At 58.8% G+C, this 11,507-nt stretch carries 12 protein-coding genes and 4 pseudogenes; 7 read left to right on the top strand and 9 right to left on the bottom strand.

The window, feature by feature from the left end; translation table 11 throughout:
• Positions 1 to 83: 83 nt before the first annotated feature.
• Entirely contained in the window at positions 84 to 422 is a 339-nt protein-coding gene (locus AC0L7S_RS19850; protein ID WP_473474452.1) for a hypothetical protein, read from the bottom strand.
• A gap of 310 nt (positions 423 to 732) precedes the next feature.
• Here AC0L7S_RS19850 and AC0L7S_RS19845 point away from each other — a divergent pair, with 310 nt between their 5' ends.
• The 4 genes and pseudogenes from AC0L7S_RS19845 to AC0L7S_RS19830 all read left to right on the top strand — a co-directional run.
• Positions 733 to 924 (top strand): metal-sensing transcriptional repressor, encoded by a 192-nt coding sequence (locus tag AC0L7S_RS19845; protein ID WP_473474451.1) that lies wholly within the window; start codon positions 733 to 735, stop codon positions 922 to 924.
• 8 nt (positions 925 to 932) lie between these two features.
• Positions 933 to 1,505 (top strand): cation diffusion facilitator family transporter, encoded by a 573-nt coding sequence (locus tag AC0L7S_RS19840; RefSeq protein WP_473474450.1) that lies wholly within the window; start codon positions 933 to 935, stop codon positions 1,503 to 1,505.
• Positions 1,499 to 1,903 carry a cation diffusion facilitator family transporter gene (locus AC0L7S_RS19835; RefSeq protein ID WP_473474449.1) on the top strand — a complete coding sequence of 135 codons (405 nt, stop codon included), beginning with the start codon at positions 1,499 to 1,501 and terminating at the stop codon, positions 1,901 to 1,903. The genes AC0L7S_RS19840 and AC0L7S_RS19835 overlap by 7 nt, the downstream gene beginning before the upstream one ends.
• A gap of 4 nt (positions 1,904 to 1,907) precedes the next feature.
• Positions 1,908 to 2,024 (top strand): annotated as a pseudogene (locus tag AC0L7S_RS19830) (cation transporter); the annotation flags it as partial.
• Here the strand turns inward: AC0L7S_RS19830 and AC0L7S_RS19825 are convergent.
• Positions 1,979 to 4,258 (bottom strand): heavy metal translocating P-type ATPase, encoded by a 2,280-nt coding sequence (locus AC0L7S_RS19825; protein ID WP_473474448.1) that lies wholly within the window; start codon positions 4,256 to 4,258, stop codon positions 1,979 to 1,981. The pseudogene AC0L7S_RS19830 and the gene AC0L7S_RS19825 sit on opposite strands and share 46 nt — an antisense overlap.
• 88 nt (positions 4,259 to 4,346) lie before the next feature.
• Here AC0L7S_RS19825 and AC0L7S_RS19820 point away from each other — a divergent pair, with 88 nt between their 5' ends.
• A complete protein-coding gene (locus AC0L7S_RS19820) occupies positions 4,347 to 4,769 on the top strand; it encodes a MerR family transcriptional regulator (RefSeq protein WP_473474447.1) in 423 nt (140 codons plus the stop codon).
• 4 nt (positions 4,770 to 4,773) lie between these two features.
• Here the strand turns inward: AC0L7S_RS19820 and AC0L7S_RS19815 are convergent, their stop codons facing one another.
• The 5 genes and pseudogenes from AC0L7S_RS19815 to AC0L7S_RS19795 all read right to left on the bottom strand — a co-directional run bounded on the left by AC0L7S_RS19815 (position 4,774) and on the right by AC0L7S_RS19795 (position 8,628).
• Complete coding sequence (locus AC0L7S_RS19815; RefSeq protein WP_473474632.1) at positions 4,774 to 5,406, bottom strand: ZIP family metal transporter; 633 nt, start codon at positions 5,404 to 5,406, stop codon at positions 4,774 to 4,776.
• Positions 5,407 to 5,521: 115 nt separating this feature from the next.
• Entirely contained in the window at positions 5,522 to 6,280 is a 759-nt protein-coding gene (locus AC0L7S_RS19810; RefSeq protein ID WP_473474446.1) for a heparan-alpha-glucosaminide N-acetyltransferase, read from the bottom strand.
• A gap of 12 nt (positions 6,281 to 6,292) precedes the next feature.
• Positions 6,293 to 7,420 (bottom strand): cytochrome c oxidase assembly protein, encoded by a 1,128-nt coding sequence (locus AC0L7S_RS19805; protein WP_473474445.1) that lies wholly within the window; start codon positions 7,418 to 7,420, stop codon positions 6,293 to 6,295.
• 74 nt (positions 7,421 to 7,494) lie between these two features.
• A pseudogene (locus tag AC0L7S_RS19800) lies at positions 7,495 to 7,981 on the bottom strand (cation diffusion facilitator family transporter); the annotation flags it as partial.
• A 434-nt stretch (positions 7,982 to 8,415) separates the two neighbouring features.
• Entirely contained in the window at positions 8,416 to 8,628 is a 213-nt protein-coding gene (locus tag AC0L7S_RS19795) for a hypothetical protein (protein WP_473474638.1), read from the bottom strand.
• Between AC0L7S_RS19795 and AC0L7S_RS19790 the strand changes: the two are divergent.
• Positions 8,582 to 8,941 (top strand): annotated as a pseudogene (locus tag AC0L7S_RS19790) (ATP-binding protein); the annotation flags it as partial. The gene AC0L7S_RS19795 and the pseudogene AC0L7S_RS19790 sit on opposite strands and share 47 nt — an antisense overlap.
• 176 nt (positions 8,942 to 9,117) lie before the next feature.
• Complete coding sequence (locus AC0L7S_RS19785) at positions 9,118 to 9,987, top strand: IS5 family transposase (protein WP_473474444.1); 870 nt, start codon at positions 9,118 to 9,120, stop codon at positions 9,985 to 9,987.
• Positions 9,988 to 10,008: 21 nt separating this feature from the next.
• Here AC0L7S_RS19785 and AC0L7S_RS19780 read toward each other — a convergent pair whose 3' ends face one another.
• Together AC0L7S_RS19780 and AC0L7S_RS19775 are read right to left on the bottom strand one after the other, a co-directional pair.
• Positions 10,009 to 10,167 (bottom strand): hypothetical protein, encoded by a 159-nt coding sequence (locus tag AC0L7S_RS19780; RefSeq protein WP_473474443.1) that lies wholly within the window; start codon positions 10,165 to 10,167, stop codon positions 10,009 to 10,011.
• Positions 10,168 to 10,175: 8 nt separating this feature from the next.
• Positions 10,176 to 11,137 (bottom strand): annotated as a pseudogene (locus AC0L7S_RS19775) (IS110 family RNA-guided transposase).
• Positions 11,138 to 11,507: the final 370 nt, after the last annotated feature.

Below are 11,507 nucleotides of genomic sequence, written 5' to 3'. Positions count from 1 at the left end.
CGCGATGCGAAGCAGGATCACGAGCGGTCCAATAGACCGCGCATGATGTCAGACGCCGCGCGCCGGACGGAGTCCGGGCGGGGTCAGCTCAGGGTGATGGATCGTGGAGGGTAAGGGTCTGGCAGTCCGTTGTGCCCGGCCCCGCTGTGAGGAACCAGGCCTTCGGTAGCCGTTTTGGCTTCAGGCAGGCCAGGTTGACCGTTTGGAATGAGAGCCAGGATAGGGGAAACGCAGGCATTGTCGCACGGCTGGGTGTTGTCGCTGCCGTCAGGGCAATCTTGGCAGTCGCCCATGTCACCGCTATTGATGGCCGCAAGTGCCATCTTCATGTTCATGCTTGCGGCATTCGCGGCATGCACGACCGTTCCCGCCGCGAATGCGGCGAGCACCATAATCATGAAAATGCGGACATACCTTGCCATGACATATTAAATATCTGAAACCCTGCGCCCTGTCGATATGCGGTAGCGGGTCAGTTTGACCCACTCCCCGATATGCATTCTGTCGTACTCGTCGGGTGCCGTTCATGGAGGAACGCCCGGCGACAGAGGAAGGACGCAATTCCTCAAAGAAAAATTCCACCAGGATCACGTTGCTTATTTGAATTGGTGTGTTTCCGCCCTTGCAGTTATCCCTACCAGAGGGATAGGATATGCACATGAGTCACGCAAACAATCCTGAAATCATGGCCCGGCTGCGGCGCGCGGAAGGGCACTAGCCGCGGTCCCGCGCATGGTCGCGGAAGGCCGCGACGGATTGGTGATCGCGCAGCAGCTTCAGGCCGTCATTCGCGCGCTGGAAAAATCCAAGCAGGCGATCATCCACGATCACATCGATCATCATCTGGGTGAGATCGCCGGACCGCTGACGCCCGAACTGAAAGAAAAGCTCGCGGGCTTCCGCGAGATCACGAAATACCTTTGAGGGAACCCATGCATTCGGAATCGATAGGAAACTGGCGCCATGCCCACGTCTTCCTGGGAGCGGATCACGCCCGAAACGAATGGCGGACGTGGATCGTCGTCGGACTGACCGCCGCGATGATGGTCGGTGAGATCATCGCCGGCATGGCCTTCGGCTCGATGGCGCTGCTCGCCGACGGCTTCCACATGGCGACCCATGCGGGGGCGCTGTCGATCGCGGGTGTCGCCTACTGGTATGCGCGCCGTCACGCCCAGGACCAACGTTTCAGCTTCGGCACCGGCAAGCTCGGCGAACTGGCCGGCTATTCCAGTGCCGTGATCCTGGCGATCGTCGCCCTGATGATCGGTGTCGAGTCCGTTCTGCGACTCACGACGCCGATCCCGATCCGTTTCACCGAGGCGATCTTCGTCGCTGTGATCGGCCTCATCGTCAATCTCGCCAGCGCCTGGATACTCCATGCAGGGGAGGCGAGGACCACAGCCACCGTCATCATGGCCACGGGCACGCACATGATGACGGTCATCATCACCACCATGGCCATGACGACCACAATCTGCGCTCGGCCTATTTCCACGTGCTGACCGACGCGCTGACCTCGGTGCTGGCGATCGCAGCACTTCTTGCCGGCCGCTTTTATGGCTGGCTCTGGATGGACCCACTCATGGGAATCGTCGGCGGCATCGTGATTGCGCGCTGGTCGTGGGGCCTTCTGAAGGGCGCGGGCGCGGTGCTCCTCGACATGACGCCGGACAGGGCGACGGCTGACCGCATCCGGACGGCCCTCGAACAGGACGGAGACCGCGTCGCGGACCTGCATCTGTGGCGTGTCGGGCCGGGCCACATGGCGGCGATTCTTTCAATCGTCTCGGACCGTCCGCAGGAACCGGGCCACTATAAAAAGAAACTGGCGCTGATTTCGAACCTGTCGCATGTGACGGTCGAAGTGCATCCCTGCAACCACGTAAAGAAGGCGGCATAAGGCGGTGCGAGGTGCAGAGCGGATCGACGAAAACCTGCGCCGCGCCGTTCGGATCGTCGCGCTGCTCAATCTCGGCTATTTAGGAGTGGAGTTCGCGGTCGCGCTTGCCATCGGTTCAGTCTTCGTGGAACGCTGCGACCGCGCGCGAAGCAGCCGCAAAGCATTGGCCGTGACGAGCACGGTTGCGCCTGTATCTGCGAGGATCGCTGGCCACAGCCCTGTAATTCCGACGATTGTCGTCACCAGGAATACCCCCTTCAGACCGAGCGCGATGGTGATGTTCTGACGAATGTTAGTCATGGTTCGCTTTGACAAGGCGATCATTTCCACAACATCCCCAACGCGGCCGTGCAGACTGGCGGCGTCACCGGTCTCGAGCGCCACATCGGTGCCGCCGCCCATGGCGATGCCGACATCGGCCGCGGCAAGCGCGGGAGCATCATTGATGCCGTCACCAATTTTGGCGACCCGATAGCCTTCACTTTGCAGCTCCCTGACGATCTTCTGCTTGTCGGCAGGCAGGAGATCCGCGCGCACTTCAATGCCGAGTTCCGCGCCGATCGCCTTGGCGGTGCGCGCATTGTCTCCAGTGAGCATAACAATTTTCATGCCGGTCTCGGAAAGCCTGCGAAGGGCGGACGCGGCGTCTTCTCGGGGTTCATCGCGCATGGCTATCGCGCCGACGAGTTTGCTATCAACGACGAGAATCGAAACTGTCTTGCCTTCATTGAGGAGCGTACTCAGTTGCGCGTCGATTTCGTCCGTAAGATGTGCGCGCTCTCGTCCAGCCTTCACCGATCCCAGAAAGACCTCGCTGCCTTCAATTGAACCGGTCATTCCTTTGCCGCCAAGCGCTTTGACGTCATTGGCGACAGGAAGTTTGCCCGCGCTCTCTTTCGCGCTGGCGAGAATGGCCTTGGCAAGCGGATGGCTCGAACCGCCTTCGAGGGAGGCGGCAAGGCGAACGACATCGCTTTTGGAACGATCAAATGCGATAATATCGGTAACCTGCGGCTTTCCCACCGTCAGCGTACCGGTCTTGTCGAAGGCGAGCGCCGAAATATCACTGAGCGCTTCGAGTATTGCTCCGCCCTTGATCAGCAGACCCTGGCGCGCGCCAGCAGAAAGGGATGCGGCAATCGCAGCCGGTGTCGAGATGACAAGTGCGCAAGGGCAGCCTATCAGGAGTATCGCCAGTCCTTTGTATATCCATTCATTCCACACCCCGCCCATAGCTAGTGGCGGAACGATGGCGACCAGCAATGCGACGACGACGACGCCGGGCGTATAGTAGGTCGAAAACCGGTCGATAAAGCGTTCGGTCGGCGCTTTCGATTCCTGGGCCTCCTCGACGAGCTTAACCACGCGGGCAATTGTGTTGTCGCGCGATGCCGCGGTGACACGGACGCGCAAGACCGCATCACCGTTGATCGTGCCGGCGAAAACATCGTCGCCGCCATGTTTGGACACCGGCGTGCTTTCGCCGGTCACGGGGGATTGGTCGACGGCGCTGTCGCCGGACAATACGATTCCGTCAGCCGCGATGCGATCACCGGGGCGTACCATGATTGTCGAGCCGACCACCAGACTTTCTGCCTGAACTTCCTCGGTCCGGCCATCGCTCTCAAGAAGAGCCGTTGTTGGAACGAGCCTTGTCAGGGCTCGAATGCTCGACCGCGCACGACCGGCGGCGACGCCTTCCAGAAGCTCGCCCACAATGAACAGGAAAACGACGGCCGCGGCCTCCTCGGACGCACCGATGATAACGGCGCCGATGGCCGCGATCGTCATCAGCATTTCGATCGAGAAAGGCTTTCCCGCAAGCATGGCCGCCATGACGGCCCTTCGGGCAATGGGCAAGAGGCCGACAAGGACGGCAGTGGCGTAGAACCAGAAATCGTAGGCTGGAAATGTCCGGCCGAACCCGTAGGCGATGGCGAGCGCCCCACCACTGGCGATTGCCAGCCTGATCTTGCCATCCTTCCACCACGGCCCCTCGGTCGGCTTGTGATCATGTTGATGATTATCGCGGCCATCGTCCCCGCCGGAGGCATGATCTTGGATATGATCGTCCTTGTGTGTGTGCTCATGAGCGAGCGCCGGTTCGCTCGCGCCAGACAATTCGTCATCGTCGGAGAGCGCGGTAATCTGATATCCGAGCGCCCGGACTCTGTTCGCGATCTTGCCAGTGTCCGTCTCCATGTCATGATCGACCGTCATGCCGCGGCCGGTAACTGAAACGGCGACTCCTGCAACTCCGGGAACGCGACGGGCAGCGCCTTCGATCTTGCCGGCGCAACTTGCGCAGTCCATGCCGTCGACGCGAAAGCGCGTTTGGATTGCCTTTGTTTCCATAACAAAATCCTTTCAAGTCCCGCCAGCTTGTATTGCTCGAGGAGAAGCCTACATCCTCTAGTGACTGGAGAAGCAAGAGGTGAATTCCATGAAACCTGTCTCGATTGGCAGAGCCTCCGAACAGAGCGGCGTCAAAATTCCGACGATCCGTTACTACGAACAGATCGGGTTGCTGCCGTCGCCAGCCCGTTCCGGCACGAACCGCCGTTACTATGAACGCCAGGACGTGCGCCGGCTCACTTTCATTCGGCATGCTCGTGCCCTCGGCTTCGAGATCAACGCAATCCGAACCTTGATCGAGATGCGGGAGCGACCGGCGCAATCATGCGCCGAGGCCGACCGGATCGCGCGCGAGCGGCTCGGCGAAATTAAGGTTCGGATCGGCAAACTTCTGGCCCTCAGGCAAGAACTCGAGCGAATGGTCGAATGCGGTGCCCACGGCCGCGTGAACGATTGCCGTGTCATCGAAATCCTCGCCGACCACGACAAATGTCTTCATGACGAGCACTGATCGCTCAGCCCATCAATTCTTCCAGCAGCAGAAGGACCAGAAATCCGACGAAGAACAACGCTGTCACCCAGGGGTGATCGGGCGTTTCGTGGGCTTCGACGAGAAGTTCCTCCGTGACAAGATAAAGCAATGCAATAAGGCCGAAGGCGAACATTCCGATCCGAACCGGTTCGGAAAAAGTGGCAACCGGAGCTGCCAGCACGGTTCCGAGCGGAAGCAAAAGCATTAGGGCGCCTGTTGCCAGAATGACAAGCAGCTTCGAGGATATCGTTCTTGAAAGCGCCGTCGCTGCAGTCACTCCGAGAAACAGGACCTCCAGCGTCAGGGCAATCGTCAGAAGCAGGCCCGTCTGTGCACTGGCTGAAAATCCGATGCCGAGAACGAGGCCGTCGATGAACACGTCGATGCCGATGGTGGCAAGCACTCCGGTTGGGCCGCTGACGATTGTTCCGAGCTGCCGCAGTCCCAACATGGCAGCCACGCCGATAGCTCCGCCGACGAGCGTGGCAACAGGTGATCCTTTGTGCAGGATATCGGGCAGGATTTCGCCAGCGGCGGCCGCGAACACGACGCCCGCGGCAAAATGCTGGATCGCACTGGTGAGGACCGCTCCGGGCTGACGAAATGTTGCGATCATCGCGCCGATAACGGCGGCCACAATCGGAAAAATCGTGTACGAAATAGCCAAGGTTAGGCCCCAGGTACGGGGAGTTGCTCGGGAAGAGCAAAGCCAGCCGCTGGTTTCCGCTCCATCACAAACCCCGCACGATCAGATAGAGCAGGGCGATCAGGACAGGCTGGTGAAGTAGATAGATCGCGAGTGTATGCCGGCCCGTGACGATGACGGCGCGCCATGGCGGCGAGGCGAAACCGGCCCGGGCGAGCTTTGGCAGCAATCCGGTACGTGCCGCAAATTGTGCCGCCGCAATGCCCATCAGGATGGCGCCGAACCATGGAAAGAGCGGAACGTAGTCGTTCGACACCAGACGACGTGTTGATAGACCTGTCCAGTACCAATAGGGAGCGTTGAAGAATTCGCTTGCCAGGACGTCACGCCCAAGCAGAAACACCAGTCCGGCTGTCCCGGTCACAAACCAGGAAAGACGAAGGAATGGAAGGCCGAGAACGCTGCCGAGTGCGATCGCGTGCAAGATGCCAAAGAAGATGAATGTCTCCGGCATAGCAAGGAAGGTTGCCAGGGTGATGAGGGCCGCAGCGCCGGCAATCACCAGGAAACGGCGGAGGAATGCACGCCATCTGATGGCCTCCGTATGCGCCAGAAATAGGCTGGCGCCCACGAGAAACATGAAGCTGGCCGCGAGGCTGCGTGCGAAGACGATCCAGCCGACTTCCGTGGTCATTCCAGCCGGCGCTACGCCAAAATATTCCAGATCCCAACCGAAATGGAATATGGCCACGCCGATGATGGCAAGGCCGCGCCAGACATCGAGCACAGGAAGCCGGACGCGGCGCGCCTGAAATTCTTTGGAGGATTTTGGAGGGTTGTTCATCAGACTCTGCGCCTATTTCGTCGTGAGTGCGGAGGCTCGCACATCCGTGGCTGGCGCGATAACAGTGTTTGCCCCTGCGTCGAGTACCTGCACGCGGTTGAACCGCTGGTCCAGAACGCCGAAAAGGATCGCCGTTGAAAAGACGAAGGCGACGAAAATGCCGAAACTCAACGCCATCATGCGGTTCTTGGGTCGCGCCCGAGCGACGAGCTCCTCGCCCGTGCTCGGATAGGCCATCGCAGCCCAGTTGGACGCGGTCCATGTGGTGCGGGTTCGCTCCAGCTTCTCTTCATGCAGGGCCATGGCATGAATGGTGAGAATGACCGCCAGCAGACACATCATCGCGCTCGGAATCCAGATTATCAGGCCGCCAAGCTGTTCGTCGGCAATGCCTGAAAAGCCCCATAGCCTGCCTTGGAGGTCGTAGGCGTCGTAGAGGACCGTCTGTTTGATCGTCGTATAAGAGCCGAGTGCGATGCCCGAAAGCATCGCCAGCCACAGCATCATCAACCGGACCCCATAGCGAGATCCTTTCGGTTCTGGTCTTGGATCGAAGATTCGCCACCAAAAGAGAAGGCCGGTCAAAAGCATCGAGAGATGCATAGCGTAGTGGATCGGCGCGTTGACGAGCGCCAGGTCGTGATAGCGGGGTATTTCCCAAAAATAGAGGGAGCCGATAAAAAGGGCGGTCACGGCAGCTGGATGAATCACGGGCGTCAACAAGGCACGTATCCCGTCATTCGAGAGCGCTCGTTTCAGGATGTTGCGACGTAGGCCGTTTGGCAGCCCGGCGATGAGAGTCGCCTGGGGCAGGGCGAACGCCATCAACATCGGTCCGAACATGCGCAAGAGAAAGTGCTGGATTTGATGCATGACGAAAAGGCGTTCCGCGATCGGGTCGAGCGGAGATTGCAGCGCAAGGAATATCGCCGCGACGCCAGAAACGAAGAGCACACTTTGCCAGATCTGCCACGGACTTCTCCAGCGGCGGCGCCGGAACAGTCCCGCGACGTAGACTGCCAGCACAAGGAGCGTGCCAAGAACGATGTCCGGCGTGAAACTCCAGCTTGTCCACGCGGTGGCGTCAGTCAGGTCTTCGCCACCATGCGCGCGCGCTCCGTTGCTCAAGGAAAGCAGCATGAATGCTCCTACAAGGCAGATATGGCGGCGCAGCCATTTCCCGGCTTTGCGTGTCGCATTCAGCTTTTGCCGGCTGAGGCTCGACGGAGATCGCTTTGGCGGCAATCGAGATCCCCTTTTCGTCCCGACGCGAACAGCCATGCCGTGATACCATTGATGACAATCCCGACGCCGGCGACCATCATGACCGTCGTTCCTGCAATCGGCGCGGGCTCGATCAGCCTCTGGACCGCTTCCCAGGCGATCGCGCAAATCGCGACGAAGGATCAGCGCATTGAAGAGCGCGGCCAGAATCGACCATTTACGCAGGCCATATGTATATCGTTGTGTGTGGCTTCGCCGGCCCAGCATTACCGCGACCCAGGCAACGACCAGGCCGAGAACATCGGACAAATTGTGGCCAGCATCCGCCAGGAGAGCGACGGAATTGACCATTAATCCGGAGATGGTCTCGACTGAGACAAAAAGAACGTTCAGTGAGATTCCGACTGCAAAGGCCCGGTCGAAAGTTTTTGGCGCGTGACTGTGATGACCGCCGTGATGGTGATCGTGGTCGGTCATGGGTGCCTTTCGCAAAAAGAGGGTTGTTCAGTAGGGGCTTCAATACGGGTCCTTTCCGAACCAGAGAGATCAATCGTACATGCTCTAGTCGCTAGAGAAGCAAGCCCGTTCTCTAGAAAAAGCGCGGCATCTTTTTGTAACAAGCGTCGATCTTCTCGCCATACTGTTGAAGTGCTCCTCGATTTAGGGTCAGGACTCATTAATGTGATTGGAATGGCGGCTGAAACGGCAATGAGGAGCAAGGAGAAGCGCGAAGAGCGGGGTTCACCCCCCCGGTCGAGCGGTTCGACGACGCAGGTCGCAGCCGTTTCGCTGTCAGGACGGATATGGCCAATTTGCCCGCCTACAGCGTCGCAAGCCCTTGAAAACCGGATGGTTTCCTGCGGGCTTTCTCCTCGTATCCGAACAAATTTGCTCATACCATACCAACCAGATTAATGGGTCCTGACCCTAGAACCACCCGGCTGGAATATTTTCCGGGGCGATCCTATCCAGATCGAGGTTCCGTCGGCAAGGTTACCCGGCATGAAGACGCCGACCGAGGCTTTGCCTTTCTTGGGCAGGGCCGTGTCGTCAATGATCAGCCACGCATCGGCTCCGTCAAGCAAAGCTGGCCAGATCGCCAATCGTCTCGTCCATTCCGACATGGTGATCCTCGATGAGCTTGGCTATCTGCCGTTCAGTGCATCAGGCGGCGCGCTACTCTTCCATCTGCTCAGCAAACTCTATGAGCGCACCAGCGTCATCATCACCACCAACCTCAGCTTCAGCGAATGGGCGAGCGTCTTCGGAGACGCCAAAATGACGACCGCGCTGCTGGATCGCCTCACACATCACTGCCACATTCTCGAGACTGGAAACGACAGCTTCCGCTTCAAAAACAGTTCCGCTCACGAAACCAAAGGCGAAAGGGAGAATACCAAAAACTTGACCTCAACCAAAGAACTGAAACATACATAAAAGGCGGGTCAGCTCTCGGTGAAAATACCGGATCACTTCTCAGCAGAAATCAACAATCAACCCAAGGACGAGGCCAACGCTCCGCTAATCTACCCCGCAATCTGCGCCAAATCATCTGACGACGGACAGGTCAGGAAAAGTTCGGTTTTGCAGTTGATCGCGGCGAGCACTCATCGTTGGATGCGCTTGCCGGATTGATTGACTGGGTGCCGATCGATCAGGCTCTTCGTGAGATTTCCTGCTCTGCGAAGGGCGAGCCCGCCTGGCCGCCAATGGCCTTGTTCAAAGCGATGCTGCTGTCGATTTGGTACGACTTGTCCGACGTCAAGCTTGCCGAGGCTCTGGACGACAGGGGATCGTTCCGGCGGTTCTGCGGGTTCTCGGCTTCAGAGCCGACACCGGAGCGAACGGCTTTCGTGCGTTTTCGAAGAGCCCTTGTGGCTCAAGGTCTGGACAAGATCCTGTTCGACGAGATCACCCACCAACTCAAAGCCAAGGCGGTTCAGGTGAAGACCGGCACGCTGGTCGATGCGACGATCATCGCCTCGGCCAGCGAGGATGATGGCGAGGCCCACTGGGTCAAGCACAAGGGCAAGCCGGCAGTACATGGCTTCAAGGCACATGTCGGCGCCGACGCCGATACAGCGCTTGTGGAAGAAATCGCCATCACACCGGCCAATATCAATGACGGCAAGGCCGGTCCCGATGCTCTGCCTGACAATCCCGGTGAGGTGTTTGCCGACAGCGCTTATCGCGGCAACCATTTCGGCGACGCGGTGCGTGCCAAGGGGGGAACGCCGCGCATCGTCGCCACCGGCATGTGGGGACGCGACGAAGCTGAAACGGCCAAGCGCCTCGAGACCTGGAACCCACCGATCCATCGCATCCGTGGCCGCATCGAAAAAATCTTCGGCACGTGGAAGCGAAGCTACGGCCTTCGTCGGATGCGATGGCGAGGGCTTGCAAAGGCCGGCGTTCAAATTCGCCTCACCGCAATTGCCTACAATATGAAACGCAGCTTGAAGATCATCACCGTGGCTGGATAGCGGCAAAAACACAACTGACGCTCACATGAGAGCGTCAACGGCACAACCGACGACATCGGCCTTCATATCTTTGCGCCCTTTACCCGGGAAACCGGAAAGATAAAATAAAATCAACGCAAAATGCTTCCCGCGCACAGGTTTCCTAGAAGCGTGCCGTTCCTGACGCGCCTCGATCAGCATTTGTTCCTTCAAGCGGCCATTGCGGTTGCCCCCCAGCGAAAGTCAGTGGCATCTATCCACATGCGATGAAGCACGACGCCGAGTTTGCGGGCCAGAGCAACCTTGGCACGCTTCATGCCGCGACGTTTCGCCACTTCGAGCGCCCAGCGCTTCAGGCTGGAGAACCGCGTCGCCCGCGTCAGCATGATATGTGCCGCCTCGAAGAGCGCAGTTCGGACCATCGCGTCGCCGACCTTGCTGACACCTCCATCCCGGTCGGTCTCACCGGACTGGTATTTCCTGGGGGTCAGCCCAAAGTACGCGCCGACCGTACTCGATTTCCCGAAGCGTGCCGGATCGTCGACCGCCGACCGATATGTCAGGGCGATCAACGCACCGACCCCGGGAGCGCTCATCAACCGGTGACAGATCTTGTCAGCATCGCGCCGATCACCGTCTCCAGAGTGGCGTGCCCTACGATCAGTTCCTCGATAAGTGCCGCGAACCGACCGCGGCTGACCTCGCCGACCTTCAGTCCATAGCCACGCAGGATTCCCCGGATGCTGAGCTCGACGTCGAGAAGCTTGCTCTGCAGAAGCTTGCGACCGACGAGTACGGCGCGGGTATCCTGCGATGCCACCGATTTTGCATGGACCGGCCGATACCAGCCCATCCGCAGCAATTGGGCAATCCCGCGGGCATCTTTCCGGTCGGTCTTCACGGTCATCGCCGAAAGTGCCGCCTTTACGTGTCGAGTCTCGAGCAAAACCACATCGTGCCCGGCCGCCACAAGTCCGGCATGCAGCCATTGCGACAAGGGCCCGGCCTCGAGCCCAATGAGCCCGACAGACAATTCCAGTTCGTCAAAATAGCAGACCAGCACCTCGGGCTCGCTGGCGATCTTGACCTCGAGCACGATCGTCCCGGTCGCGTCCACAATGCATACGCTGCTCTCTTCCAGAGAGACATCGATTCCCGCATAATGTTCCATGGCTGTTCCTCTCATGATGCTTGGAGCCGATCGTTCGGACTCCGTTTCAACATCTTCATTCTGAGGGACAGCCACCAAACTTGGCTATGCTCGCGAGCGCCGGCCCATTACGGCATCTAGGTCTTGGAGCATCAAGCAATTGATTTTTCTATGCTTTCAAATGTTGGCATGAGGTCACGATTCGCGAAATTCGCGTCCTTATGGAAATGCCAATTTGTACTGTTAAATCAAAACGATACGACTTGTTGTAAGGTTGGTCCAAGTTGAGTGAAAATTCACATGATTGAATGTGTTTGGTTTGAGGTTCTTGCTCGGCGCTACTGGAGACACAGGTTCCATTCAAAATATCTCACATTGCCTTATCACCGCT

This window comes from Mesorhizobium sp. G2-6-1, from assembly GCF_055809095.1.
This window is presented reverse-complemented; position numbering and strand designations above follow the sequence as displayed.